Below are 25,244 nucleotides of genomic sequence, written 5' to 3'. Positions count from 1 at the left end.
CCGCGTCCGCTCAGCGGAAGTGGCTCTTCGGGATGACCGCGTGGACGCCGACCGTGCGGTCGACCACCTGCGAGACGGTGAAGTCCACGGCCGCCGAGAGATAGGCGTAGGCCACGGAGCGGTCCATGCCGAGGTCGTCCTGCAGGAAGTCCAGCGCGTTCAGGGTCGCGCGCCGGTTGGCGGTGTCGAGGTCGCTGCCCTGGCCGTCGCGGGAGCCGTCGGGGTCCGACAGCCCGATCGGGACCCAGAGGTCCGGGGTCTCGCCGAACGGGTAGCGGAAGGCGACCGACGGCGCGTCCTGCGACCCCTCCTTGCAGACGGTGAGCCGGAAGGTCAGCCGCAGCGATCCCTCCAGCGCGGTGAGCGCGGCCTCGCCGCTGCCCATGGACATGTGCGGGTCGCCGACCGAGAACAGCGCCCCCTCGGCCACCACCGGCACGTAGAACGCCGAGCCGACGGTCAGCAGGTTCACGTCGATGTTGCCGCCGCCCAGGGTGGGCGGGATGGAGTTGAGCAGCGGGTCGTTGATCGCCGTCGCGTTCCCGACGGTGGCGACCGCCATGAGCCCGGCGAAGGGGGACACCGGCCAGGACACCGCGCCGGTGCGCCCCCGCGGCAGCGTCGCGACGGTCGTGCCGCCGCGGCCGCGACTGATGGGCGTGAAGTGCGAGACGTTGCCGTATCTCATCGGGTCCTTGGTGGCACGGCCGTCGGTGGCGACGGGCGGCATGACCTCCTCGGCGGTCAGCTCGCCCCTCGGCGTCAGGAAGGCAGCGGACAGCGCGCCCTTGCCGTGCCGGCTGGAGACGACGCCGTACGGCACCCGGGGCAGCGCCGTCAGCGGTTCGATCTTGAGCACGTCGCCGGGCGCGGCTCCCTCGACGAACACCGGGCCGGTCACGACGTGCGGGCCGTCGGCGTCGAAGTCGCGCCGGTGCCGGCCGTAGGACCGGGCGATGGTCACCGCGTCGTCGAGCACCTGGTCCCGGGGGACGCCCCTGCCGCCGAACCAGGCCGCGGGGTCGCGCCCCTGGTCCTCGAGCAGACCCTCGTGGCTGACCGTGTCGACGGTGATCGTGCGGCCGGAGCGGACCCGCACGACCGGGCTGTCGCCGACCCGCGGCAGGTAGCCCCAGTAGACCTGGTCGACCTGCGAGGGCAGGTAGACGTCGCCGTCGATCGGGCCCTTGCCGGGCTGCAGGACCTCACCGGGCAGCCGGGTGCGGCCGGTCGGGGTGGCGGCCGCCGGTGCGGCGGTGGCGACGCCGGCGGCGGTGGCCGCGCCGACCGCGAGGGCGGCCCGGACGAAGGCGCGCCGGCCCAGCCCGCGCTCCAGCAGCTCGGCGGCAGCGGCCGGGTCCGGTCGGTCGGTGGGCGGGTGGTGCGGGGTGGTGGTCACGGGCTCTCCCGGGGCTCGGAGTCGGCAGTCCGGGGAGTTCTACGTGGCCCGTGTTTCCCCTGTGCTCCTCCCGGGAGACCGGGTGTTGCGCGGGGGTTTCGTCCCGGCTCAGGCGGTGTGGACGACGTGGAAGGCCTCGCCGAGCCGGCCCTCCGGCAGGCCCAGGCGGCGGCCGGTCTGGCGCATCCAGTCGGTGACGAACTGCTCGAGGTCGGCCATGTGGCTGACCTGGGTCAGGTGGCTCTTCAGGGCCGCGAACTTCAGCTCGACGACGTCGGTGACGTCGACGGCGTGGTCGGCGCGCGGGCTGGCGGTCAGCCACACCTCGGCGACGGTCCACGCCTCCAGGCCCTCGTCGGCGAGCAGCTCGGGGAAGGCGAAGGGGTTGCGGGCGTCGGGGTAGACGGCACGCAGCGTGGACTCGCCCACGGTCATGTGGTCGGGGTGGCTGGCCCCGACGCGGTCCCACATCCGCTCCGGCGAGCTGGTCAGCACCCGCTGCGGGCGCACCTGCCGGATCACCCGGCTGATGTCGCGCCGCAGGTCCAGGGTCAGCTCCAGCCGGCCGTCGGGGTAGCCGAGGAAGCGCACGTCGGTGACGCCCACGGCCTTGGCCGCGGCCTCCTGCTCGGCCCGCCGCAGCGGCCCCATCTGGTCGCGGGGGGTGTCGTCGAAGCCGCCGGCGTCCCCGTCGGTGACGATCAGGTAGGTGACCTCGGTGCCCGCCGCGGTCCAGGTCGCCACGGTGCCGGCGCTGCCGAAGTCGACGTCGTCGGGGTGGGCGAGCACGCACAGCGCGCGCTCCACGTGCTCGGCCGGCCTGGGGTTCTGGGGGGAGGTCACCCGGCCGAGCCTAGTGAGAGGACCCTCCTGCCCCCCGCCACTCGCGGGCTCGCGGCGGGCCCCTGCAGAAGGGCCACCCCCCTCACCTGCGCAGGCCGGCCAGCTTCTCCGGGTTGCGCACGACCAGCACCTGCTCGACCAGCCCGTCGACCACGCCCAGCGACATCGCCACGTAGGGCGCACCGCGGACCCACGCGACGACGCCGGGAGCGCCGTTGACGTCGGTGACCTCGACGTGCACGCCCGGGATCGACAGGCCCTCCGCGGCGGTCGCCAGCAGGAAGCGGGCGACCTTCGCCGCACCCACGATCGGCCGCAGCGCCGCCTTCGCCCTGCCTCCGCCGTCGGTCACCAGGACGACGTCCGGCGCGAGTGCGGTGAGCAGGGCGTCGACGTCCCCGCCGGCGCAGGCTGCGAGGAAGCGCTCGGTGACGACCCGCTGGGCCGACCGGTCGGCGTCGAAGCGCGGCCGCCGGGCCCGCACGTGCTCGCGCGCCCGGTGCGCGGTCTGCCGGACGGCGGCCTCACCACGGCCCAGGATCGCGGCCACCTCCGCCGCAGGCAGCGCGAACACCTCCCGGAGGACGAAGACGGCCCGCTCCGTCGGGGACAGCGTCTCGAGGACCACCAGGAGAGCGAGCGAGACCTGCTCTCCCAGCACCGCCGCGTCGTCCGGGTCCGGTGGGGGAGCAGCAGCGGCGACCGGCGTGGACCCCGTGAGCAGCGGCTCGGGCAGCCACGGCCCGACGTAGCTCTCCCGCCTGCTGCGGGCGGAGTCCAGCCGGTCCAGGGCCAGCCGGGAGGCGATCCGCACGAGGTAGCTCCGCGGGTCGGCGACGTCGGACCGATCCGCCGCGGACCAGCGCAGCCAGGCGTCCTGGACGACGTCCTCGGCGTCGGTGACGCTGCCCAGCAGCTGGTAGGCGACGGTGAACAGCAGCCGCCGGTGGCGGTCGAAGGGGGTCAGGACGTCGGTCATGCCCCGGCCGGGAGCTCGCAGCGGTCCCGGAAGCCCTGGCTGGTCAGCCCGAGCGCGCCGTTGAACCGCGACCGCACGTTCTCCACGGCCACCATCATGGTGAGCTCGACCAGTTGCGCGTCGTCCAGCTCGCGCCGCAGGCCGGCCACCATCTCGTCGGTCACGGTGACCGGCGTCGTCGTCACCGCCTCGGCGTAGGCCATCACCCGTCGCTCGAGGTCGGTGAAGACGTCGCTGTCCCGCCAGCGCGGCACGGCGCGCAGCTTCTCGGGGTCCACGCCCTCCTGGTTGCTGATCCAGTACCCGAAGTCGACGCACCAGGAGCAGCCGATCGAGACGGCGGAGGCCATGACGGCGAGCGACTTCAGCGTCCCGTCCAGCCGGTCCCACCGGGCGAGCGAGGCCTCGAAGCGGACGTCGGTGAGCAGGACCCGCGGGTGGTGCGCCATGGCGGCGAGCGGGTCGGGCACGACGCCGTAGGTCCGGCGTGCGTACCACTCGGCGAGGCGGTACAGGCGGGTGCGGGGCGGGTCGAGCGGGATGCGGGCCATGGTCATCGTCCTCTCCGTGGGGTGCTGCACATGGAGACGGGACGGCGCGCCCCGGTGTGACGTGCCGACCAGGGCGGGTCCGTGGCACCTTCCGCGGCCGGGCCCGCGGGTCGCATGCTGGCCCCGCTCGGTGCCGCGCGGTGGACCCGTCGGCGGCACGTCCGAGGGGAGGGAGAGGGGCATGGACGCTGCGCTGTCCCGGGCTCTGGAGCGTGTCGCCGACGGATTGGCGGCGATGGGAGCCGGGAACCCCGGCCCGTACGCCGCCTGCTGGGCCGACTCCGCCGACGTGACGTTGTTCGGCGCCTGGGGTCCGATCGAGAAGGGGCACCACGCCGTCGCCCGGACCTTCGAGTGGGTGGGCAGCCGGTTCAGCGACGGTCAGCTCGTGCCGCGGTACGAGGTGGTCGAGGTCAGTGGCGCCCTCGCCTACACGGTCGGCTTCGAGCACGGCACGGTGCGCGTGGACGGCGGCGAGGCCCGGCCCATGACGATCCGGGTCACGCACGTCTACAAGCGCGTCGAGGACGACTGGTGGCTGGTGCACCGCCACGCGGACTTCCCGCCGGCCGACCCGCGCGGCGGGTGACGTGCTGGAACGGCCCTCCTGCGGGGCCCGCGGCGAGCCCGGTGACGGACTGGAACGGCTCCCGTGCAGGGCCCCGCGGCGAGCTCGTGAGCCGTGGGAGGCGGGAGGGTCCTTCGTCAGAGGCGGCCGCGGCCCTGGCGCAGCAGCATCATGCCGAGCGCGGCGCCGTCCCGGCCGAGCGCGGCCTGGAAGCGGGCGAGCACCTGCTGCTCGCGGGACAGCGACAGCCGGGTGCCGCCGGAGGCGCGGCGCAGCTCGCCGATCTCCCGGGACACGGCGAGCCGGCGCTGCACCAGCTCGATGATCTCGGCGTCGCAGGCGTCGATCTGCCCGCGCAGCTCGGCGATGCGCTCGTCGGCGGGGGTGTCGATGGTCGCGGTCACGGCGGTCCTCCTGGGGCGGGCTCTGGGCCGGAGGACCCCCTGGAACGAGAAACGCCCCGGGCTCCTCGGGCCCGGGGCGTCTGTTGCGGCGTGTGCTCAGCCAGCGGTGACGGACACCGGATCCCGGTGGCCGTAGTAAAAGCTGAGGGCGGCGAGCACGTCGGGGAGTCTGCCACGGGGACGGCGATCCTGGCCACCGGACCCCCTGTGGACGACGGCGCGCGGCGGCGGGCCGCGTCACCCGACCGAACTACAGTGGTGTCGTCATGAGCAGCGTGCAGCAGGCCCTCCCGGGCACCGCGTCCCTCCAGCGTTCCGCCTCCGGCCAGGTGGGGCGGGAGCTGGACCGCATGCTCGCCGGCCTCAACGGGCCGCAACGGCAGGCCGTCGTCCACGAGGGCAGCCCGCTGCTCATCGTCGCGGGCGCCGGCTCGGGCAAGACCCGGGTGCTGGCGCACCGCATCGCGTACCTGCTCGGCGCCCGCGGCGTGCAGCCCGGTGAGATCCTCGCGATCACCTTCACCAACAAGGCCGCCGGGGAGATGAAGGAGCGGGTCGCCGCGCTCGTCGGCCCGCGCGCCCGCGCGATGTGGGTGTCGACGTTCCACTCGATGTGCGTGCGCATCCTGCGGGCCGAGGCCGGCAAGCTCGGGATGAAGTCGTCGTTCACGATCTACGACCAGGGCGACTCCGTCCGGCTCATGACCATGGTGGCCCGCGACCTGGACCTCGACGCCAAGCGCTACCCCGGCCGCAGCCTCGCCGCCCAGGTGTCCAACCTGAAGAACGAGCTCGTCGACGAGGAGTCCTTCAGCCCCCAGACGGCGCCGGAGAAGGTGCTCAAGGAGGCCTACACGCTCTACCAGCGGCGGCTGCGCGAGGCGCACGCCATGGACTTCGACGACCTGATCATGACGACCGTGCACCTGCTGCAGGCGTTCCCCGACGTCGCCGAGCACTACCGCCGCCGCTTCCGGCACGTGCTGGTCGACGAGTACCAGGACACCAACCACGCCCAGTACGTGCTGGTCCGCGAGCTGGTCGGCACGGGGGAGGGGCCGGTGCCACCGGCCGAGCTGTGCGTGGTCGGCGACGCCGACCAGTCGATCTACGCCTTCCGCGGCGCCACGATCCGCAACATCGACGAGTTCGAGCGCGACTACCCGCAGGCCACCACGATCCTGCTGGAGCAGAACTACCGCTCCACCCAGCGGATCCTCAAGGCCGCGAACCAGGTCATCTCCAGGAACACCGGCCGCCGTCCCAAGAACCTGTGGACCGACGCGGGCGACGGCGCGCTGATCGAGGGCTACGTCGCGGAGAACGAGCACGACGAGGCCGCCTGGGTCGCCGAGCAGATCGACGCGCTGGTCGACGAGGGCGAGGCCAAGCCCAGGGACATCGCCGTCTTCTACCGGACCAACAACGCCTCCCGGGTGTTCGAGGAGGTGTTCATCCGCGTCGGCATGCCCTACAAGGTCGTCGGCGGCGTGCGCTTCTACGAGCGCAAGGAGGTCCGCGACGCGCTGGCCTACCTCAAGCTGGTCGCCAACCCGGCCGACGTCGTCAGCCTGCGCCGGGTGATCAACGTGCCCAAGCGGGGGATCGGCGAGAAGGCCGAGTCCTGCATCGAGTCCTTCGCCGACCGGGAGCGGATCGCCTTCGGCAGCGCCCTGCGCCGCTGCTCGGAGGTCACCACCCTCGCCCCGCGGTCGCTCAAGGCGATCCAGGAGTTCGTCGCGCTGCTCGAGGAGTTCGAGCAGCTGGTGGAGACCGGCTCGGGCCCGGCCGCGCTGCTGGAGAGCATCCTCGACCGCACCGGCTACCTCGCCGAGCTGCAGGCCAGCACCGACCCGCAGGACGAGGGCCGCGTCGACAACCTCAACGAGCTCGTCTCGGTGGCCGCGGAGTTCGAGGCGGCCAACCCCGGCGGCTCGGTCACCGACTTCCTCGAGCAGGTGTCGCTGGTCGCCGACGCCGACCAGATCCCCGTCGCCGGGGACGATGCCGGCGTGGTCACGCTGATGACCCTGCACACCGCCAAGGGCCTGGAGTTCCCCGTCGTCTTCCTCACCGGCATGGAGGACGGCGTCTTCCCGCACCTGCGCGCGCTCGGCGACCCGCGCGAGCTGGAGGAGGAGCGCCGGCTGGCCTACGTCGGCATCACCCGGGCCCAGCAGCGGCTGTTCATCTCCCGGGCCACGGTGCGCACCAGCTGGGGGCAGCCGGCCTACAACCCGCCGTCCCGTTTCCTCGACGAGCTGCCGGGTGACACCGTGCAGTGGGCCGGCAAGGAGCCGGTGCCCGCGCCGAGCACCGGGTACCGCTCGGCGCAGCAGCGGGTGGCGGCCACCGGGCTGTCCACCGGCGGGCTGCGCGGCGGCGCGGGCAACCGGCCGGTCATCTCGGTGGACGTCGGCGACCGGGTCAGCCACGACGCGTTCGGACTGGGCACCGTCGTCGAGGTCACCGGGATCGGCGACAAGGCCCAGGCGACCGTCGACTTCGGGTCCGGCGGCACCAAGCGCCTCGTCCTGCGCTACGCCCCGCTCGTCAAGCTGTAGGGCCCCGCTCGTCGAGCTCTGACCCGAGGAGCGGTGGCCCGGCGCCCGTCAGCTCGTGCCCAGGACCCAACTGCTGGGAAATCGGGCCTCGAGCGCCGCTCGGAGGCCCGACTTCCCAGCAGTCGGGCCAGTCGCTGGGGGCCTCAGATGGTGACGCCGCGCTCCGCGAGGAACTCCTGCGGGTCGATCGGCCGGCCGTCCATGCCGCCGCGGTGGATCTGGTAGTGCAGGTGCGGCCCGGTCGACTGGCCCTCGTTGCCGATCGTGGCGATCTGGTCGCCGGCGTTCACCAGGTCCCCGGCCTCGACGTCGTAGTAGCGCATGTGGCCGTAGACGTGCACGTTGCCGTCGGGGTCCTGGACGTAGACGGCGTTGCCGTACCCGGAGGCCCGCCCGGCGCGGATGACGACGCCGTCGGTGGCCGAGTAGATGGGGGTGCCCAGCGGGCCGGCCAGGTCGAGGCCGTAGTGCATGGTGCCCCAGCGCATGCAGAAGCAGGTGGTCAGCCGGCCCTGGGTCGGCAGCACGGTCTGCGGCTCGCGGGCGGCGCGGGAGGCGGCCAGCTCGCCGAGCCGGGCCTGCGCCTCGGCCTCGGTGATGCCGCGGCGCACGCCGGCGTCCTCCATGTCCCCGCTGAACCCGATGGCCGAGGCCTCGCCCAGGCCGTAGTCGGCGGCGCTGACCGCCAGCCCGGCCGAGTCGCCGTCCAGCGTGCTCGGCAGTGCGGCGATGACCGCGCCCGCGACGAGCGCGGCCAGCCACACCGGGCCGCGCCGGCCGGGCGGGCGGGGCAGCCGGCGACCAGGGGCGACCGGCTGCTCGTCGACGGTCCCGGGGGCCTCGGCCGGCCCGGCCGCCGGGGCGGGTCCGGCGGCGACGACGGCGGCAGGGGTGGCGTCGGCGGTGGGCTCACCGTCGGTGCGCGGACGCTCCAGCAGCGCGGGGCCGGTCGAGCGGGTCACGGAGCACCTCCTCGGTGAGCGGTTCCCCGCCGGCGCCGCAGGCGGCCCGCCGGGGGAGCGACGACGACGCCAGCGGGGCGCCGGAGCCGTGATCGGACGGTAACGATCAGTCAGTTCCTTCATCGGCACGCGACACCCGTGCGGTGTGCCGCCCGGGGCCCGTGGTGCCCGTGGGACGGACGAGGTGCTGCCGCAGCACGAGACCGCCCGCCGCACCGGATCCGGTGGGGCGGGCGGGGACGGTGGTGCTCAGGCGACGGCGGCCGCCGCCGGGGCCTCGGTACGCGGCTGCCGCAGGCCGGCGAGCGTCGCCGCGACCTCGTCGAGCACACCGCGGTGGTAGGGCAGCGACATGTGGCCGACCCCGCGGACCAGCACGTTGCGCGCCTGCAGGTCCGGGTGGTCGCACCGCCCGGCGCTCGTCGGGATGACCACCTGGTCCAGGTCGCTGTAGACGGCGGTCACCGGCGTGCGGATCCCCGGCGCCGGTCCGGCCAGCTCCTGCAGCACCGCCGAGCCCGGTCGCAGCTGGCGGACCAGCGGGGTGGGCAGCAGGTGGGCCAGCAGCGACCCCTGGTGCGGCGTCCCGAGCGTCACCAGCGACGCGATGTGCCGGTCGCCGCCCTGCCGCTGCAGGTGGTAGCGGGCCAGCAGGCCGCCGAGGCTGTGGCCGACGACGTGCACCCGCTCGTGCCCGGTCTGCTCGCACACCCGCTGCAGGTGCGCGCCGAGGTCGGCCGCGCCGCGTGCGACGTCGGCGAGCAGCGGGCTGTAGTTCCAGGAGCAGACGGAGGTGAAGCCGCGGCGGCGCAGGCTGCGGCGCATCACCGCGAAGACCGAGTGGTTGTCGATCAGGCCGTGCACGAGGACGACGGGGACGCGGGCGGCCAGCGGGTCGGTGGCGAACAGGGCGCGCACCGCAGGCGGCTGATCGCCGGGCCGGCGCCGGAGGTCCGGGCGCAGCCGCTCGGTGCGGGTGCCCAGGGGGTACATCAGCACGTGCGCGCCCACGAGGGCCAGCTCGGTGATGCCACCGGTCAGCGTGGTGGGGCTCAGCAGCGAGCGGAGGAGGTGCCGTGGCACTCCCGGCGTCCCGCCGCCGGTGTGCGACGCTGGTCGGCACTCCGGGTCGCTGAGCGGTTGCATCGTTCCTCCCCGTCCGGGACCACTGGCCGCGCGCGTCCACCCCCGGGCCGGCGACCTGCGAGTGATGCCCAGTTCACCTGACGGTAAAGCGGCCGTGTGGTGCCCGTCACATCGGCGCCCCGCACCGAGGCCGGTTCGTGACCGAGACGAAGGGGGCACCGTGGTCACCCGCGACGGCTCCACCCGTGACCGATCGACCGCGGCAGGCAGCGGGTCGGCGCGCCCGACCGCCCGGCGCAGCGGCCCGCGCCGTCCGTCCCGGCCGGCGCCCGCGGTGCCGGCCGACGGGCTCGTCGTCGGTGACCCGCCGCGGGCGGCCCGGCTGGCCGGCCTGCTGCTGGCCCTCGCCGGGGTGGTCGGCGTGGCCGCGCTCGTCCCCACCTACCTGGTCGTGGGCGGCACGGAGGTCTCCTCGACCGGCGGCGCGGGCGGCCTGCCCGCCGGCCTCCTGCTGCCGCTGGCCTCGGTCGCGGTCGGTGCCGGCCTCGCCGCCGGCCGGGCACCCCGCTTCGGCCTCGCCTTCGCCGGGATCACCGGCGCGCTGACCACCGGCCTGCTGCTCATCGAGCTCTACCGGGCGAGCAGCTCCACCGTCCGGCCGGGCATCGAGGTGATCGCCGGGCAGCGGGTGCTCACCAGCTCGGTGGACGCCGGACCCGGCTGGGTGCTCGGTGCCCTGGCCCTCGCGCTCACCGTGCTGGCCGGCGTGCTGGCCGTCGGCTCGTGGGGCCGCACCGTGATGGACGACGCGGGGGCGCTCGACCCGGCCCGCCCCGCGCTCGCCGGCGCCGCGGTGCTGCTGGGCGTCGGCGCGGTGCTGTGCCTGGTGCTGCCGGCCGCCGACGTCCCCGACCGGATCGTCACCGACCCCACCACCGGCCTGCAGGTCGTCGTCGAGCAGGACGGCCCGCAGGGGCTGCTCGAGCGGCCCGGCCTCGCGCTGCTCGGCGGCCTGCTGCTGGCCGGCGCCGTCGTCCTCTGCTCGGTGCTCGCCCCCTCGCTGCGTCCCCGGCTGGCCGCCGTCGGCGGGCTGCTGGCCATCGCCGTCGTCGTCCTCGTCGCCGGGCTCGGCGGACTGCGGGACGCGCTCGTCTCCGACGAGCTGGAGTGGACGCTGCCCGGCGCCGGGCTGCTGCTGGCCGGCCTCGGCTACGTCGCGCTCACGCTGCTGGCCTGGCGGCTGCGCCGGGCTCCCGCCCGGTGACCGCGCCGGGGGAGCGCATCCGCGTCGTCGTGGTGGCGCCGGGGGAGGGCGAGGACCGCGCCGCCGTCGTCGTCGCCCGGGGGCTGCGCGACGCCGGGATGGAGGTCGTGTACGCCTGGCGCCACCGGTCGGTCGAACAGCTGGCCGACGTCGTCGTCCAGGAGGACGCCGACGCCGTCGGGCTGCCGGTGCTGCCCGCGCAGGAGGCGGCGCTGCCGGCCCGGCTGGCTGCGGCGCTCGCCGACCGCGGCACGGTCGACGTCCTCGTCTTCGCCTGCGGCACGGACGCCGGGCTGCCCTGGCCGGTCCGGCTCTTCGCGCCCGACACCCCGCCCGCGGAGATCGCGGACTGGCTGCGGACGGAGGTCGACGCGGCCGGGGGATGACCTCGCCCGCCGCTGACCTGGGTGGTCGTGACGGCGGGGTGCCGAGGCGTCCGGCACCGTCCGGGGGAGCCGGCTTGTGATGCCGCCCACCTCTCCACCGCCGGTGCACGGTGCGGGTCCGGTGGGGTTTACGGTGCCTGTTCGTGGATCTCTTCGAGTACCAGGCCCGTGACCTGTTGGCCTCGCACGGTGTCCCCGTGCTCCCCGGCGGCGTCGCCGAGACCCCCGAGCAGGCGGAGGCGATCGCCCGCGAGATCGGCACGACCGTCGTCGTCAAGGCGCAGGTCAAGACCGGCGGGCGTGGCAAGGCCGGCGGCGTCAAGCTCGCCGACGACGCCGACGCGGCGCGCGCCCGGGCCCAGGACATCCTCGGCCTGGACATCAAGGGCCACATCACCCACCGCGTGATGGTCGCCCAGGCCAGCGACATCGCCGAGGAGTACTACTTCTCCTACCTGCTCGACCGCGCCAACCGCACCTTCCTGGCCATGGCCAGCGTCGAGGGCGGCATGGAGATCGAGCAGCTCGCCGTCGAGCGCCCGGAGGCCCTGGCCCGCATCCCCGTGGACGCCACCACCGGCGTCGACACCGCCAAGGCCGCCGAGATCGTCGACGCGGCCGGCTTCCCGGCCGAGGTGCGCGACCAGGTCGTCGCCATCGCCGTCCAGCTGTGGGACGTCTTCGCCAAGGAGGACGCGACCCTGGTCGAGGTCAACCCGCTGGCCAAGGCGCCCGACGGCACGGTCCTCGCGCTGGACGCGAAGGTGACCCTCGACGAGAACGCCCGCTTCCGGCACGCCGAGCACGAGGGCCTCGAGGACACCGCCGCGGCCGACCCGCTGGAGGCCGCGGCCAAGGAGAAGGACCTCAACTACGTCAAGCTCGAGGGCGAGGTCGGCATCATCGGCAACGGTGCCGGGCTGGTCATGAGCACGCTGGACGTCGTGGCCTACGCCGGTGAGGAGTTCGGCGGCGTCAAGCCGGCCAACTTCCTCGACATCGGTGGTGGCGCCTCCGCCGAGGTGATGGCCAACGGCCTGCACATCATCCTCTCCGACCCGGCCGTGAAGAGCGTCTTCGTCAACGTCTTCGGCGGGATCACCGCCTGCGACGCGGTCGCCAACGGCATCGTCCACGCGCTGCAGCTGCTCGGCGACGAGGCGACCAAGCCGCTGGTCGTCCGGCTCGACGGCAACAACGTGGAGGAGGGCCGGCGCATCCTCGCCGACGCCAACCACCCGCTGGTGACCCTGGTGGACACGATGGACGGCGCCGCCCGCCGGGCCGCCGAGCTCGCCGCCTGAACGCCCCCGACTCCCGACAGGACACCAGAGAGATGTCGATCTTCCTCAACGAGAACAGCAAGGTCATCGTCCAGGGCATGACCGGCTCCGAGGGGCGCAAGCACACCCAGCGCATGCTCACCTCGGGGACGGCGATCGTCGGTGGCGTGAACCCGAAGAAGGCCGGCCAGAGCGTCGACTTCGACGGCGCCGGCGTCCCGGTGTTCGGCAACGTCGCCGAGGCGATGAAGGAGACCGGCGCCGACGTCAGCGTCATCTTCGTCCCGCCCGCCGGCGCGAAGAGCGCCGTCATCGAGGCCGTCGACGCCCAGATCGGGCTCGCCGTCGTCATCACCGAGGGCATCCCGGTGCACGACTCGACGTACTTCTGGGCCCACGCCCAGGGCGGGTCGACCCGGATCGTCGGCCCGAACTGCCCGGGCCTGATCAGCCCCGGCCGCTCGAACGCCGGCATCATCCCGGCCAACATCACCAAGCAGGGCAGGATCGGGCTGGTCAGCAAGTCCGGCACCCTGACCTACCAGATGATGTACGAGCTCCGCGACATCGGTTTCTCCACCGCCGTCGGCATCGGTGGTGACCCGGTCATCGGCACCACGCACATCGACTGCCTGCAGGCCTTCCAGGACGACCCGGAGACCGAGGCCATCGTGATGATCGGTGAGATCGGTGGCGACGCGGAGGAGCGGGCCGCGGACTTCATCAAGGCCAACGTCACCAAGCCCGTCGTCGGCTACGTGGCCGGCTTCACCGCGCCCGAGGGCAAGACGATGGGCCACGCCGGCGCGATCGTCTCCGGCTCCTCCGGCACGGCGCAGGCCAAGAAGGAGGCCCTGGAGGCCGCTGGTGTGCGCGTGGGCAAGACCCCGTCGGAGACCGCTCAGCTGATGCGGGAGCTCGTCGGCGCCTGAAAAAGGACCACCCTTCCCCCCGCACCTCGCAGGCTCGGCGCGGGGCCCTGAAGGGTGGCCGTTCCAACACGTCACCGACTGCCCGGTGGCCCCGTCCGGGGTCACCGGGCAGTGTCGTCCCCGGGGCCGAGGAGGTCCTGTCGGGGGGACACTGGGCGCCGCGGTCGCACGGTGTCCACGACCCGCGCAGTTGCCAGCCACGACCGAGGAGCGCCCCGCGATGACCAGTCAGCCGCCGCAGCCGCCGGGCGGGTACGGGCACCAGCCGGGCGAGGGTGGGGACGAGCGACGTCCGGACGACGGCCGGACCGCGCCGGGGCAGCCGGACCAACCGGGGTACGGCCAGCAGCCACCCCCCTACGGACAACCGCCGCAGTACGGGCAGCCGCAGTACGGCCAGCCCGCCTACGGCCAGCATCCGTACGGTCAGCCCGGGTACGCGCAGCAGCCCGGGTACGGCCCGCAGCCTCCGTACGGGCAGCCTCCTCACGGGCAGCCGCCGTACGGGCAGCCCCAGTACGGCCAGCAGCCGTGGGAGCAGCCCTACGGGCAGTCGCCGTACGGACAGCCGCAGTACGCGCCCCCGCCCGGCTACGGCCAGCCCCTGTACGGCCAGCAGCCGCCCTGGGGGCAGCCGTACGGGCAGCAGCCACCGTGGGTGCCGCCCGGCTACGGGCAGCCGTACGGCCGGCCGCCGGGCAGCGCCACCCAGGTCGGCTTCGACCGCTCCCGGCTGCACCGGACCGACCTGCTCGTCGCGGTCAGCACCCTGCTGTTCCTGCTGTTCGCCGTCCTGCCGTGGTTCACCTTCGACTTCGGGTTCGGCTTCTCGGAGTCGATCAACGGCTTCGACCTCGGGCTGGTGACCACGGCGGCTGCGCTGCTGGTCGTGGCCACGGTCTGGTCGCTCCTCCCCGCCTTCGTCGGCATGCGGCTGCCGTTCCCGCGCGGCGCCGTCACCGTGGCCCTGACCGCCCTGGCCTTCCTGCTGACCGTCGTGGAGTGGCTCACCACCTTCGAGGGCGGGTTCAGCCTCTTCGCGCTGCTGACCGTCCTGGCTGCGGCGGCCGCCCTGGCGTTCGCCGTCCTCGCACTGCTGCGGGAGCTGAACGCGCGGCCGGCCCCGGCGGGCAGCTGGGCGTCCCAGCAGCCGGGCGGGCCGTGGGCGCCGGACCAGCCGGCCGGGCACGGGCAGCAGGCCCCGGCCACCGCCGAGCAGCCCCTGCCGCCGGCCCCGGAGCAGCCGCGCCGGATCTCGCCCGACCCCGCGGTACCGCCGGCCGACCGCGACCGCGGCCCCGACCGGCCGGGCGGCTCGACCGCCTCCGGCGCCGGCTCCGCGTAGTCCTGCTCACCTTCTTCCCGGTCGCGGGGCGCGGGGTCCGGCGATCGCGGCCCGGCCTTGGGACAGTGGGGGCGTGGCCTCCCTGCTCGCCCGACTGAACCTGCCGGGGCAGCGGGACCCGGGTTCGCCGCACGCCCCCGTCCTCGCCGCCGCGGCCACCGCCGCGGTGTCGGTCCTGGGGCTCCTGGGCCTGGGCCTGGCGTCGGTCGTCGTCCAGACGCTGGACCCCGCGGGCGGCCTGCCGGTCGCGGGCTCGGCCCGGCTGGCCGGGCAGCTGTGGCTGCTCGCCCAGGGCGGCGGCCTGACCCTGGGGTCCGGGCCGCTGGTGCTCGCCCCGCTGCTGCTGACCCTGGGCGTGGCCTGGGGCCTGTCCAGCGCCGGCCGTGGCGTCGTCCGCGCCTGCGACCTCACCGGCGGGCGCCCGCTCGCCGCGGCCGTGGCCACCGCGGTCGGCACGCACACGCTGCTGACGGTGCTGCTCGCCCTGCTGGTCGACACCCCGAGGGCGCAGGTCGACCTGCTGCGCTCGGCGGTCGGCAGCGCCGTGCTCGCCGTCCTGGCCGTCGGCTGGGGCGCGGCACGCGACTCCGGCCTGCTCGACGACGTGCTCGACCACCTGCCCGGCCCCGTCCGGCCGCTGCTGCGCGCGGGCGCGGCCGGACTGCTCACCGCCGCGGCCCTCGGCCTGGCGGTGGTGGCCGTGGCCGTCGCCGCCGACGCCGGGGGGTACGCGGCACTGTCCCGGTCCCTCGGCGGCTCGGGCGCCGGCGCGGTCGGTCTGCTGGTGCTGAGCGTCCTGCTGCTGCCCAACGCCGCGGCCGCCGCCATCGGCCTGGCGGCCGGCCCGGGGTTCGCCGTCGGCAGCGGCACCCTGGTCTCGGTCCACGGCGTCACCCTCGGGGCGGTGCCGGCGCTGCCGCTGCTGGCCGCGCTGCCCGACACCCAGGCGGTGCCGCTCGTCGCCTTCCTCTCGCAGGTGGTGCCCGCGCTCGCCGGGCTGGTCGCCGGGGCGACGCTCGGCCGGCGGCTGGGCGACACCGCCGTCGGCTCGGTCGTGGCGGGGCTGTACGGCGTGCTCGCCGGCGTGCTGCTCGGCGTCGCCTGCGGTCTGCTCGCCTGGATCGCCGGCGGATCGCTGGGGGACGGCGTGCTCGCCGAGGTGGGGGCGCCGCCGGTGACGACCGGGCTGGCGGTCGCCCTCCAGGCGGGGGTGGCTGCCGCGCTCGCGGCCGGGATCACCCGTTGGCGTTCGCCGGGCTGAGGGCGTGGCCCCCGTGCCGGGTCCCGCCGCGAGCTGGTGAGGAGCTGGAGCGGCCACCCTCCAGGGGCCCGCGCCGAGCCTGCGAGGCGTGGGGAGGAGGGTGGTCCTTTAGGGTCGCTGCCGTGCCCGCAGCCGACCAGTCCGCGCGGGCGCGGGTCGTCGTCCTGCTGTCGGGGACCGGGTCGTTGTGCGAGGCGCTGCTGACCGCCGCGGAGCAGCCCGGCTACCCGGCCGCCGTGGTCGCCGTCGGCAGCGACCGCGAGGCCCCGGGGCTCGACCACGCCCGGCGGCGCGGCATCCCCACCTTCACCTGCGCGCTGCGCGACCACCCCGACCGCGCCGCGTGGGACGCCGCGCTGGCCGACGCCCTCGCCGCGCACCGCCCCGACCTGGTGGTCTCCGCCGGGTTCATGAAGATCGTGGGGCCGGCGGTGCTGGCCCGCTTCGGCGGCCGCCTGCTCAACACCCACCCCGCGCTGCTGCCGGCCTTCCCCGGCGCGCACGCCGTCCGCGACGCCCTGGCCGCCGGCGCGGAGGTCACCGGCAGCACGGTGCACTGGGTGGACGCCGGTGTCGACACCGGCCCGGTCATCGCCCAGCGCGAGGTGCCCGTCCTCCCGGGGGACGACGAGGCGCGGCTGCACGAACGGATCAAGCACGTGGAGCGCGAGCTCCTGGTGGAGACGGTGGCGGAGCTCGTCACTGCACCCTCGCCCCGCCCGCCCCAGACGAGGAAGAGCCCCTGATGAGCGACCGCACCCCGATCCGCCGCGCGCTGCTCGGCGTGTACGACAAGACCGGCGTCGAGGAGCTGGCCCGCGGGCTGGCCGACGCCGGCGTCGAGCTGGTCAGCACCGGCGCGACCGCCCGCCGGATCGCCGACGCCGGGGTGCCGGTCACCCCCGTCGAGCAGGTCACCGGCTTCCCGGAGTGCCTCGACGGGCGGGTGAAGACGCTGCACCCCGCGGTGCACGCCGGCATCCTCGCCGACCGCCGGAAGCCCGAGCACGTGCAGCAGCTCGAGGACCTCGGCATCGCCCCGTTCGACCTGGTCGTGGTCAACCTCTACCCGTTCACCGAGACGGTGGCCTCGGGTGCGAGCCCCGACGAGTGCGTGGAGCAGATCGACATCGGCGGCCCGGCCATGGTGCGCGCCTCGGCGAAGAACCACCCGTCGGTCGCCGTCGTCGTCGACCCGGCCCGCTACGGCGACGTCCTGGCCGCCGTCTCCGCCGGGGGCTTCACCCTCGCCGAGCGCCGGTCGCTGGCCGCGGCGGCCTTCCGGCACACCGCCACCTACGACATCGCGGTCGCCTCGTGGCTGGGCAGCGTCGTGGCACCGGACGACGACTCGGGCTTCCCCGCCTGGGTCGGCGCCAGCTGGGAGCGAGCCGACGTGCTGCGCTACGGCGAGAACCCGCACCAGCGCGCCGCGCTCTACCGCAGCGACCGGCCGGGTCTCGCGCACGCCGAGCAGCTGCACGGCAAGCAGATGTCATACAACAACTTCGTCGACACCGACGCCGCCTGGCGGGCCGCGCACGACCACAACGACCCGTGCGTGGCGATCATCAAGCACGCCAACCCCTGCGGGATCGCCGTCGGCACCGACATCGCCTCCGCGCACCGCAAGGCGCACGCCTGCGACCCGGTCTCGGCCTTCGGCGGCGTGATCGCCGCCAACCGCGAGGTCGACCTGACCATGGCCGAGCAGGTCGCCGAGGTGTTCACCGAGGTCGTCGTCGCGCCGTCCTTCACCGACGACGCCGTGCGGGTGCTCACCGCGAAGAAGAACATCCGGCTGCTCCGGCTGCCGGAGACCGCGCGGCCGGCCACCGAGCTGCGGCCGGTCAGCGGCGGGCTGCTGCTGCAGAGCGCCGACCGCATCGACGCCCCCGGCGACGACCCGACCACCTGGACCCTCGCCTGCGGTGAGCCGGTGGACGCCACCGGCCTCGACGACCTGGTGTTCGCCTGGCGCTCGGTCCGGGCGGTCAAGAGCAACGCGATCCTGCTGGCCCACGACAAGGCCACGGTCGGCGTCGGCATGGGCCAGGTGAACCGGGTCGACTCCGCGCGGCTGGCGGTCGCCCGGGCGGGGGAGCGGGCCGCCGGCGCGGTCGCCGCCTCCGACGCCTTCTTCCCCTTCGCCGACGGCCTCCAGGTGCTGCTCGACGCCGGCGTGCGCGCGGTCGTCCAGCCGGGTGGGTCGGTCCGCGACGAGGAGGTCGTCGCGGCCGCGGCCGCCGTCGGCATCCCGGTGTACCTGACCGGGACCCGGCACTTCGCCCATTGAGGCCGGGTCCAGGGGCTCACCCTGAGCCGGCGAAGGGGGAGGGGGACGGGGTCCTTCGACCCCCCACCCCTCGCAGGCTCGCGGCGGGTCCCTGCACGGGGCCGCGTCCGCACGTCCGGCCGCCCGGCGCCGGCGCGGTCGTCGAGGGCGCCGACCTCGCCCGGGTCGACTGGTGGGGCGCCGAGCTCGACGGCGTCACCTTCTCCGGCTGCCGGTTCGACGACGCCGGGCTGGAGGAGCTGGTCACCCGGCGGTGCGTCTTCGACTCCTGCGTGCTCACCGGCGTGCGGATGGGCGGGGCCAGGCACCTGGGGACGGCGTTCCTCGCCTGCCGTTTCGACCGCGCCCGGCTGTTCGACGTCACCTGGGACGGCTGCAAGCTCACCGGCTCGCAGTTCCCCGGCGCGCAGCTGCGGCCGATGACCACGACCGACAGCGACTGGAGCTGGACGTCGCTGCGCGGCGCCGACCTGTCCGGGCTGGTGCTCGCCGGTCAGCGGTTCCGGGAGGCCGACCTCACCGGCGCCGACCTGCGGGAGAGCGACCTGACCGGCGCCGACCTCGACCGCGCTCGACTGCAGGGCGCGCAGCTGCGCGGGGCCGACCTCCGCGGCGCCTCGACCGACGCGGTGGACTGGCGCGCGTTCGAGCTGACCGGCGTCCGGCTCGACCTGGTGCAGGCCGTCCAGGTCGCCCGCGCCCACGGCGCCCTGGTGGCGGACTGATCAGCGCCACCGCGGCCCGGTGAGCAGCGCCTTCAGCGCACCCAGCAGGCCGAGCGCGGGGACGGCGACGGCGAACCAGAAGCCGGTGTCGATGGTGTCGGGGTCCCAGTCGACGGCGGCCAGCGGCACCAGCACCCCGGCCGCCGCCACCAGGGCGACCAGCAGGGCCAGCAGCCCGAGGAAGCGGTGCGACCGGGCCGGCAGGGCCATCAGCAGGCCCAGCAGGAACAGCACCGCGCCGCCCAGGACGACGGCCATCGGCTGCCAGAACCCGTCCGCCAGCAGCTCGGCGGTGCCGCCGCCGGCGAAGTCGTCGACCCCGCGGCGGACCAGGTCCCAGCCGGTCAGCTCGCTGCCCGGCAGCCAGCGCAGCAGCAGGCTCACCCCGGCGGCGATGCCGGCCAGGATGAGCAGCAGGCCGGCCAGGCCGTCCGGGCGTCGCACGCGCACCGGGCGGGTCGGGTGCTCCGGCACCGTGCGCGGGGCGTAACCGACGGGGGGCGGGGGCGCCGTGACGCCGTCCGTGCGCACGGGCTGGATGCCCGGGATCGTCTGTTCCCGCCAGTCCCCGGCGCCCCGCGCGCCGGCGGCCGGCTGGTGCTCGCGCTCGCTCATCTGGACTCCTCGCGCAACCGCGGGCGGGGGGACGCCCGCACCCGCGAGCCTAGGGCGGGGTGGGCTGCAGCGGACCCCTCTCCGGCAGACTGTCGGCCGTGCACGCGACGACTCTCGACGGCAAGGCCACCGCAGCAGCGATCCGCGCAGAGCTGACCGAGCGGGTCGCTGCTCTCACGGCGGCGGGCCACCGCCCGGGCCTGGGCACCCTGCTGGTCGGCGACGACCCGGGCAGCCGCTGGTACGTGGACGCCAAGCACAAGGACTGCGCGCAGGTCGGCATCGCCAGCATCCAGCGCGAGCTGCCGGCGACCGCGACCCAGGCCGACGTCCTCGCCGTCGTCGAGGAGCTCAACGCCGACCCGGCCTGCACCGGCTACATCGTCCAGCTGCCGCTGCCTCGCGGGATCGAGGAGAGCGCCGTCCTCGAGGCGATGGACCCGGCCAAGGACGCCGACGGCCTGCACCCCGTCAACCTCGGCCGGCTGGTGCTCAACGTCCCGGGGCCGCTGCCGTGCACCCCGGTCGGCATCGTCGAGCTGCTGCGCCGGTACGACGTGCCGATCGCCGGCGCCGAGGTCGTCGTCGTCGGCCGGGGCATCACCGTCGGCCGGCCGCTGGGCCTGCTGCTCACCCGGCGCAGCGAGAACGCGACCGTGACCCTGTGCCACACCGGCACCCGCGACCTCGCCGCGCACCTGCGCCGGGCCGACGTCGTGGTCGCCGCGGCCGGCGTCCCCGGCCTGGTCACGGGGGACGTCGTCAAGCCGGGTGCCGCCGTCCTCGACGTGGGGGTCAGCCGGGTCGACGGCAAGATCGCCGGGGACGTGGCGGCGGACGTCGTCCAGGTCGCCGGCCACGTCGCCCCGAACCCCGGCGGCGTGGGTCCGATGACCCGGGCGATGCTGCTGCAGAACGTCGTCCTGGCCGCCGAGCAGGCCGCCGCCACCGAGGTCCTCTCCGCCTGATGTCGCGCCCGCCGCTCTACACCCGCCGGCCGTTCCTGGCCGGTCTGCTGCGGCAGCTGCCGCTGCTCGTGGTGCTGCTCGCGGTGGGAGCCGGGCTGCTCGTCCTCACCGTCGGCCACTGGCGGCGCGGGCTGGTCGTCGTCGGGCTGGCCCTGGTCGGCGGGGGGCTGCTGCGGCTGCTCCTGCCGCTGCGCCGGGTGGGCTTCCTCGCCGTCCGCAGCCGGCCGGTGGACGTCGTCCTGATGGTCGGTGTCGGGGTGACCCTGTCGGCCTTCGCGCTGGCCATCCCGGGGGACTGAGGTGGCGGATCACCTGATCGGGCGCCCCGCCGTGACCGACGATAGGTTGGCCGCCATGGCAGAGCAGCCCAGGAACGGCAAGGTGACCGTCGTCGGTGCCGGGTTCTACGGCTCGACCACCGCCCTGCGACTCGCGGAGTACGACGTCTTCGAGACCGTCGTGCTGACCGACATCGTCGAGGGCAAGCCCGAGGGCCTGGCCCTCGACATGAACCAGTCGCGGCCCATCGAGGGCTTCGAGACGAGGGTCGTCGGGGTCGGCGGTGGCTCCTACGAGGGCACCGAGGGCTCCGACGTCGTCGTCATCACCGCGGGCCTGCCCCGCAAGCCCGGCATGAGCCGGATGGACCTCATCGAGACCAACGCGAAGATCGTCCGCTCGGTCGCCGAGAACATCGCGCGTACCTCGCCGGACGCCGTCGTCATCGTGGTGTCCAACCCGCTGGACGAGATGACCGCGCTGGCCCAGCTGGCCACCGGGTTCCCGAAGAACCGGGTGATGGGACAGGCGGGCATGCTCGACACCGCCCGGTTCACCAACAACGTCGCCGAGGAGCTCGGCGTCCCCGTGGGCTCGGTGCGCACCCTGACCCTCGGCTCGCACGGCGACACGATGGTGCCGGTGCCCTCGCGCTGCACCGTCGACGGCAAGCCGCTGGCCGACGTGCTGGCCGCCGACCGCATCGAGCACCTGGTCGACCGGACCCGCAACGGCGGGGCCGAGGTCGTGGCGCTGCTCAAGACCGGATCGGCCTACTACGCGCCCTCGGCGGCCGCCGCCCGCATGGCGCGGGCCGTGATGGAGGACTCCGGTGCGGTCATGCCGGTCTGCGCGTGGGTCGACGGCGAGTACGGGATCAACGGCGTCTACCTGGGCGTCGAGGCCGAGATCGGCCGTGAGGGTGTGCGGCGGGTCGTCGAGGGCGACCTGACCGAGAGCGAGCTGGCCGGGCTGCGCGAGGCGGCCGAGGCCGTGCGCGCCAAGCAGGCCGACGTAGCCGACCTCTGAAGAGGGACCCCACTGCCCCCCACCGCTCGCACGCTCGCGGCGGGACCCTGCAGCGGGGCCACGAGAGCACAAGGAGAACGCGTGAGCAAGATCAAGGTCCAGGGCACCGTCGTGGAGCTCGACGGCGACGAGATGACCCGGATCATCTGGCAGTTCATCAAGGACCAGCTGATCCTCCCGTACCTCGACGTCGACCTCGAGTACTACGACCTGGGCATCGAGAAGCGCGACGAGACCGACGACCAGATCACCGTCGACGCCGCCAACGCCATCAAGCAGCACGGCGTCGGCGTCAAGTGCGCGACGATCACGCCGGACGAGGCCCGCGTCGAGGAGTTCGGCCTCAAGAAGATGTGGCGCTCCCCGAACGGGACGATCCGCAACATCCTCGGCGGCGTGATCTTCCGCGAGCCGATCATCATGTCCAACGTGCCGCGGCTGGTGCCGGGCTGGACCAAGCCGATCGTCGTCGGCCGTCACGCCTTCGGTGACCAGTACCGGGCCACCGACTTCCGGTTCCCCGGCGAGGGGACGCTGACGATCACCTTCCAGCCCAAGGACGGCGGCGAGCCGATCCAGCACGAGGTGTTCCAGTCCCCCGGCGGGGGCGTCGCGATGGCGATGTACAACCTCGACGAGTCGATCCGCGACTTCGCGCGGGCCTCGATGAACTACGGGCTCAACCGCAACTACCCGGTCTACCTGTCCACCAAGAACACGATCCTCAAGGCCTACGACGGCCGCTTCAAGGACCTGTTCCAGGAGGTCTTCGAGACCGAGTTCAAGGACAAGTTCGAGGCCGCCGGCATCACCTACGAGCACCGGCTGATCGACGACATGGTCGCCGCGTCCCTCAAGTGGGAGGGCGGCTACGTCTGGGCCTGCAAGAACTACGACGGTGACGTGCAGTCCGACACCGTGGCCCAGGGCTTCGGCTCGCTCGGCCTGATGACGTCGGTGCTGATGAGCCCCGACGGCCGCACCGTCGAGGCCGAGGCCGCCCACGGCACGGTGACCCGGCACTTCCGCCAGCACCAGCAGAGCAAGGAGACGTCGACCAACCCCATCGCGTCGATCTTCGCCTGGACCCGGGGCCTGGCCCACCGCGGCAAGCTGGACGAGACCCCCGAGGTGACCCGCTTCGCGGAGACCCTGGAGAAGGTCTGCATCGACACCGTCGAGAGCGGCCAGATGACCAAGGACCTCGCGCTGCTGATCAGCAAGGACCAGCCGTGGCTGACCACCCAGGACTTCCTGGCGGCCATCGACGCCAACCTGCAGAAGGCCATGGCCTGACCTGACCCCGCACGCACGACGGCCCCCTCACCCCGCGCGGTGAGGGGGCCGTCGTGCGTCCGCGGGCACCGTGCGGAGGGCCCGACTGCGGAGAAGTCGGGCCCCACGTGCTCCGCTCAGTGCCGACTTCCGGGCAGTCGGGGTGGGAATGCGTCGGCTGCGGCTGTGGACGACCGAGCTCCTGTGGACGACCGCAGTCGTGGCGACCCCCGTCGGAGGCACGCTGCCGCGGTGCCCAGAGCCCATGTACCAGACGTCCTGCGCGGCCGGGTCTTCCGCGGGAGGGACGCCGTCGCCGCGGGCCTGCTCACCCCCGATGCCCTCCGCAGCAGCGCCTGGCGCCGCCTCTACCGCGGGATCTACGCGGATGCGGAACTGCCCGACACCTTCGGCGTCCGGATCAGGGGTGCGGGTCTGGTCGTGCCGGCCGCCGCCGTCTTCAGCGGCCGGACTGCGGCATACCTCCACGGGGCCACCGAGCTCGTCGACGTCCGGACCCCCGTCGAGGTGTCGATCCCCGCCGATGCCCGCTTCGGTCCCGTGGCTGGGCTGCACGTCCGCCGGCTCGTGCTCACCACCTCCGACGTCGTGGTGGTTCGATCACGGCGCTGCACCACGTCGATCCGGACGGCGCTGGACATCGCACGTGCCGAGCCGCTGGTCGAGGGCGTGGCAGCGCTGGACGTCCTGCTGTCCAGGGGAGTCGTCGGCCACCCGCAACTGCGCGCCGCAGTGACGGCCCAGCCGACACCGAGAGGCGCGCGCCGGGCCGAGCAGGCGGTCGAGCTCGCCGACGTCCGGGCGGAGTCGCCGCAGGAGTCACGGCTACGGGTGGTGCTCACCCTCGCCGGTCTCGCGGCCGTTCCGCAGCACACCGTCCGTGACCAGGACGGCCGGTTCGTGGCGAGGGTCGACCTCGCCTTCCCGGAGCACCGGGTCGCGGTCGAGTACGACGGCGCCTGGCACGGCGAGCCGGGGCAGCTCGGCCGTGACCGGCGGCGGCTCAACGCGCTGGTCGCCGCAGGCTGGACGGTGCTGCACGTGACCGCGGCGGACCTGAGGCACCCAGCGGAACTCGTCACCCGGGTCCGGACGCTCCTCCGCCGCACGACTGCGGGGAAGTAGGGCGCTGGGTGGGTGCCGCAGGCCCTGCTTCCCCGCAGTCGGGGTGTGCGGGTCTGCCGCGGCCGGACGAGGTCAGGCGCCGAAGAGCTGGGTCCACCACGGGCCGCCGGTGCCCTCGGCGACGCCGACGCCGAGCTTGGTCAGCTCGCAGTCGAGGATGTTGGCGCGGTGGCCGGGGCTGTCCAGCCAGGCCTCCATCACCGCTGCGGCGTCGGCCTGCCCGAAGGCGATGTTCTCGGCCCGCGAGTAGTCGACGCCGGCCCGCTCGGCCCGGTCGAAGGGGGACAGGCCCTCCGGGCTGGTGTGCGAGAAGTAGTCGCGGTCGCGCATGTCGGCGCTGTGGGCCCGGGCCACCGCGGCGAGCCCGGAGTCGGCGGTGAGCGTGCCGCAACCGGCCTCGGCGCGGGCCGCGTTGACCAGCGCCAGCACCTGCCCCTCCGCAGAGGGGTCGGCCGGTGCGGACTGCGCCAGCGGGGCCGGCGCGGCGGCGGGCGCCTCGGCGGCGGCCGGGAGCTCGGCCTCGGACCGCGGAGCCACCTCGGGCTCCGGCGCCTCCACCGGCACAGGAGCCGGCGCCGGCTCCTCGGCCGCGGGGAGCGCCGGGGTGGCGGCGGGCGCCTCGGGGGACGGCGTCTCGACAGCCGTACCGGTGGGCGCCGGGGTGCCGTCGGGCCGAGTCAGCGGGGCGGGCGCGGGCCCGCCGGAGGACGACGACCCGCCGGTACCGGCAACGGCGGGAGCGGCCGATGTCGCGGTGGACTCCAGCGCCACCGGGTCGGTGAAGCTCGTCACCGCGCCGGAGACCATGGGGGCGCCGAGGGTGACCACGGCGACCGCCCCGGCGACGACCAGCAGGGGGACCAGTCGCGGGAGCCGGAGGAGTCGGACCCAGCGGGACAGTGCAGCGGCGATGCGGGAAGACAGCGGCGGACCCGCCGGCATGTGGTGCACGAAGGCTCGTCCTCACCCGGTTCTCGATCACGAATCGTTACTCAGCAAGAGTAGCCGAACGCGGAGCGTGATCGGCAGCTCGGTGTGGCCGAGGTCACTCCTGGCGCAGCCGGCCCGCCCCGGGTGGTGGACC

General features: G+C 74.6%; 25 protein-coding genes. 16 read left to right on the top strand and 9 right to left on the bottom strand.

Translation table 11 applies throughout. The features are described 5' to 3' along the window. Positions 1-10: 10 nt before the first annotated feature. The 4 genes from BLR12_RS17410 to BLR12_RS17395 form a co-directional block, all read right to left on the bottom strand. The gene (locus tag BLR12_RS17410) at positions 11-1,399 is read right to left on the bottom strand and encodes an acetamidase/formamidase family protein (RefSeq protein ID WP_091380867.1); all 1,389 of its coding nucleotides are present in this window, start codon (positions 1,397-1,399) and stop codon (positions 11-13) included. A gap of 108 nt (positions 1,400-1,507) precedes the next feature. Further along, positions 1,508-2,242, bottom strand: coding sequence for a PIG-L deacetylase family protein (locus BLR12_RS17405; RefSeq protein ID WP_091380865.1), 735 nt, complete (start codon positions 2,240-2,242; stop codon positions 1,508-1,510). Positions 2,243-2,324: 82 nt separating this feature from the next. Continuing rightward, positions 2,325-3,221, bottom strand: coding sequence for an RNA polymerase sigma factor SigJ (gene sigJ, locus BLR12_RS17400; protein WP_091380862.1), 897 nt, complete (start codon positions 3,219-3,221; stop codon positions 2,325-2,327). After that, entirely contained in the window at positions 3,218-3,772 is a 555-nt protein-coding gene (locus tag BLR12_RS17395) for a carboxymuconolactone decarboxylase family protein (protein ID WP_091380859.1), read from the bottom strand. The genes sigJ and BLR12_RS17395 overlap by 4 nt, the downstream gene beginning before the upstream one ends. A 181-nt stretch (positions 3,773-3,953) precedes the next feature. Here BLR12_RS17395 and BLR12_RS17390 point away from each other — a divergent pair, with 181 nt between their 5' ends. Then, positions 3,954-4,361 carry a YybH family protein gene (locus tag BLR12_RS17390; RefSeq protein WP_091380856.1) on the top strand — a complete coding sequence of 136 codons (408 nt, stop codon included), beginning with the start codon at positions 3,954-3,956 and terminating at the stop codon, positions 4,359-4,361. 116 nt (positions 4,362-4,477) lie between these two features. Here the strand turns inward: BLR12_RS17390 and BLR12_RS17385 are convergent, their stop codons facing one another. Next, positions 4,478-4,744, bottom strand: a complete 267-nt coding sequence (locus tag BLR12_RS17385) for a chorismate mutase (RefSeq protein WP_091380853.1) — start codon at positions 4,742-4,744, stop codon at positions 4,478-4,480. Between the two features lie 266 nt (positions 4,745-5,010). Here BLR12_RS17385 and pcrA point away from each other — a divergent pair, with 266 nt between their 5' ends. Further along, positions 5,011-7,308: a DNA helicase PcrA gene (gene pcrA, locus BLR12_RS17380; protein WP_091380850.1), complete on the top strand. Its 2,298-nt coding sequence runs from the start codon at positions 5,011-5,013 to the stop codon at positions 7,306-7,308. A gap of 143 nt (positions 7,309-7,451) precedes the next feature. On the opposite strand, the gene BLR12_RS17375 is transcribed toward pcrA, so the two are convergent. Beyond that, the gene (locus tag BLR12_RS17375) at positions 7,452-8,270 is read right to left on the bottom strand and encodes a M23 family metallopeptidase (RefSeq protein ID WP_091380847.1); all 819 of its coding nucleotides are present in this window, start codon (positions 8,268-8,270) and stop codon (positions 7,452-7,454) included. A gap of 249 nt (positions 8,271-8,519) precedes the next feature. After that, entirely contained in the window at positions 8,520-9,353 is an 834-nt protein-coding gene (locus BLR12_RS17370) for an esterase/lipase family protein (RefSeq protein ID WP_255363588.1), read from the bottom strand. A 223-nt stretch (positions 9,354-9,576) separates the two neighbouring features. Between BLR12_RS17370 and BLR12_RS17365 the strand changes: the two genes are divergently transcribed. From BLR12_RS17365 to BLR12_RS17325, 9 genes are all read left to right on the top strand, one after another. Then, the gene (locus BLR12_RS17365; RefSeq protein WP_091380841.1) at positions 9,577-10,620 is read left to right on the top strand and encodes a hypothetical protein; all 1,044 of its coding nucleotides are present in this window, start codon (positions 9,577-9,579) and stop codon (positions 10,618-10,620) included. Continuing rightward, a complete protein-coding gene (locus tag BLR12_RS17360; RefSeq protein ID WP_091380838.1) occupies positions 10,617-11,006 on the top strand; it encodes a cobalamin-dependent protein in 390 nt (129 codons plus the stop codon). The genes BLR12_RS17365 and BLR12_RS17360 overlap by 4 nt, the downstream gene beginning before the upstream one ends. 143 nt (positions 11,007-11,149) lie before the next feature. Beyond that, complete coding sequence (gene sucC / locus BLR12_RS17355; protein ID WP_091380836.1) at positions 11,150-12,310, top strand: ADP-forming succinate--CoA ligase subunit beta; 1,161 nt, start codon at positions 11,150-11,152, stop codon at positions 12,308-12,310. A 32-nt stretch (positions 12,311-12,342) separates the two neighbouring features. Next, positions 12,343-13,221: a succinate--CoA ligase subunit alpha gene (gene sucD / locus BLR12_RS17350; RefSeq protein WP_091380833.1), complete on the top strand. Its 879-nt coding sequence runs from the start codon at positions 12,343-12,345 to the stop codon at positions 13,219-13,221. 220 nt (positions 13,222-13,441) lie between these two features. Then, positions 13,442-14,566 (top strand): MgtC/SapB family protein, encoded by a 1,125-nt coding sequence (locus BLR12_RS25580; protein ID WP_218120715.1) that lies wholly within the window; start codon positions 13,442-13,444, stop codon positions 14,564-14,566. Positions 14,567-14,639: 73 nt separating this feature from the next. Beyond that, positions 14,640-15,827, top strand: coding sequence for a cell division protein PerM (locus BLR12_RS17340; RefSeq protein WP_091380831.1), 1,188 nt, complete (start codon positions 14,640-14,642; stop codon positions 15,825-15,827). A gap of 122 nt (positions 15,828-15,949) precedes the next feature. Further along, positions 15,950-16,573 carry a phosphoribosylglycinamide formyltransferase gene (purN, locus tag BLR12_RS17335; protein WP_091380828.1) on the top strand — a complete coding sequence of 208 codons (624 nt, stop codon included), beginning with the start codon at positions 15,950-15,952 and terminating at the stop codon, positions 16,571-16,573. Then, positions 16,573-18,123, top strand: a complete 1,551-nt coding sequence (gene purH, locus BLR12_RS17330; protein WP_091380825.1) for a bifunctional phosphoribosylaminoimidazolecarboxamide formyltransferase/IMP cyclohydrolase — start codon at positions 16,573-16,575, stop codon at positions 18,121-18,123. The genes purN and purH overlap by 1 nt, the downstream gene beginning before the upstream one ends. After that, a complete protein-coding gene (locus tag BLR12_RS17325; RefSeq protein WP_255363587.1) occupies positions 18,120-18,848 on the top strand; it encodes a pentapeptide repeat-containing protein in 729 nt (242 codons plus the stop codon). Before purH ends, BLR12_RS17325 begins: the two co-directional genes overlap by 4 nt. Here the strand turns inward: BLR12_RS17325 and BLR12_RS17320 are convergent, their stop codons facing one another. Further along, positions 18,849-19,463: a hypothetical protein gene (locus BLR12_RS17320; RefSeq protein WP_091380822.1), complete on the bottom strand. Its 615-nt coding sequence runs from the start codon at positions 19,461-19,463 to the stop codon at positions 18,849-18,851. Positions 19,464-19,561: 98 nt separating this feature from the next. On the opposite strand from BLR12_RS17320, the gene BLR12_RS17315 reads away from it, so the two are divergent. The 5 genes from BLR12_RS17315 (at position 19,562) to BLR12_RS17295 (ending at position 24,160) form a co-directional block, all read left to right on the top strand. Next, positions 19,562-20,431 carry a bifunctional methylenetetrahydrofolate dehydrogenase/methenyltetrahydrofolate cyclohydrolase gene (locus BLR12_RS17315; protein WP_091380819.1) on the top strand — a complete coding sequence of 290 codons (870 nt, stop codon included), beginning with the start codon at positions 19,562-19,564 and terminating at the stop codon, positions 20,429-20,431. Then, positions 20,431-20,730 carry a DUF3017 domain-containing protein gene (locus BLR12_RS17310; protein ID WP_091380816.1) on the top strand — a complete coding sequence of 100 codons (300 nt, stop codon included), beginning with the start codon at positions 20,431-20,433 and terminating at the stop codon, positions 20,728-20,730. Before BLR12_RS17315 ends, BLR12_RS17310 begins: the two co-directional genes overlap by 1 nt. A 55-nt stretch (positions 20,731-20,785) precedes the next feature. After that, the gene (gene mdh, locus BLR12_RS17305) at positions 20,786-21,739 is read left to right on the top strand and encodes a malate dehydrogenase (protein WP_091381257.1); all 954 of its coding nucleotides are present in this window, start codon (positions 20,786-20,788) and stop codon (positions 21,737-21,739) included. An 81-nt stretch (positions 21,740-21,820) separates the two neighbouring features. Then, entirely contained in the window at positions 21,821-23,035 is a 1,215-nt protein-coding gene (locus tag BLR12_RS17300) for an NADP-dependent isocitrate dehydrogenase (protein WP_091380815.1), read from the top strand. 231 nt (positions 23,036-23,266) lie between these two features. Then, on the top strand, positions 23,267-24,160 hold the full coding sequence (locus BLR12_RS17295; protein ID WP_176832567.1) for a DUF559 domain-containing protein: 894 nt from the start codon (positions 23,267-23,269) through the stop codon (positions 24,158-24,160). 72 nt (positions 24,161-24,232) lie between these two features. On the opposite strand, the gene BLR12_RS25335 is transcribed toward BLR12_RS17295, so the two are convergent. Continuing rightward, complete coding sequence (locus BLR12_RS25335; protein ID WP_091380809.1) at positions 24,233-25,102, bottom strand: CAP domain-containing protein; 870 nt, start codon at positions 25,100-25,102, stop codon at positions 24,233-24,235. Positions 25,103-25,244: the final 142 nt, after the last annotated feature.

The sequence above is a fragment of the Geodermatophilus sp. DSM 45219 genome, assembly GCF_900104025.1.
Classification (GTDB): Bacteria; Actinomycetota; Actinomycetes; order Mycobacteriales; family Geodermatophilaceae; genus Geodermatophilus.
Note: the sequence above shows the minus strand (reverse complement) of the source record. Positions and strands in the feature narration are given on the sequence as shown.

What these genes read in the sequence shown, in the direction of transcription:
- sucD (WP_091380833.1), top strand. Translation starts at nt 12,343, where the DNA reads ATGTCGATCTTCCTCAACGAGAACAGCAAGGTCATCGTCCAGGGCATG.
- mdh (WP_091381257.1), top strand. Translation starts at nt 20,786, where the DNA reads ATGGCAGAGCAGCCCAGGAACGGCAAGGTGACCGTCGTCGGTGCCGGG.
- sigJ (WP_091380862.1), bottom strand. Translation starts at nt 3,221, where the DNA reads ATGACCGACGTCCTGACCCCCTTCGACCGCCACCGGCGGCTGCTGTTC.
- BLR12_RS25580 (WP_218120715.1), top strand. Translation starts at nt 13,442, where the DNA reads ATGACCAGTCAGCCGCCGCAGCCGCCGGGCGGGTACGGGCACCAGCCG.
- pcrA (WP_091380850.1), top strand. Translation starts at nt 5,011, where the DNA reads ATGAGCAGCGTGCAGCAGGCCCTCCCGGGCACCGCGTCCCTCCAGCGT.
- BLR12_RS17320 (WP_091380822.1), bottom strand. Translation starts at nt 19,463, where the DNA reads ATGAGCGAGCGCGAGCACCAGCCGGCCGCCGGCGCGCGGGGCGCCGGG.
- purH (WP_091380825.1), top strand. Translation starts at nt 16,573, where the DNA reads ATGAGCGACCGCACCCCGATCCGCCGCGCGCTGCTCGGCGTGTACGAC.
- BLR12_RS17310 (WP_091380816.1), top strand. Translation starts at nt 20,431, where the DNA reads ATGTCGCGCCCGCCGCTCTACACCCGCCGGCCGTTCCTGGCCGGTCTG.
- BLR12_RS17395 (WP_091380859.1), bottom strand. Translation starts at nt 3,772, where the DNA reads ATGGCCCGCATCCCGCTCGACCCGCCCCGCACCCGCCTGTACCGCCTC.
- BLR12_RS25335 (WP_091380809.1), bottom strand. Translation starts at nt 25,102, where the DNA reads ATGCCGGCGGGTCCGCCGCTGTCTTCCCGCATCGCCGCTGCACTGTCC.
- BLR12_RS17390 (WP_091380856.1), top strand. Translation starts at nt 3,954, where the DNA reads ATGGACGCTGCGCTGTCCCGGGCTCTGGAGCGTGTCGCCGACGGATTG.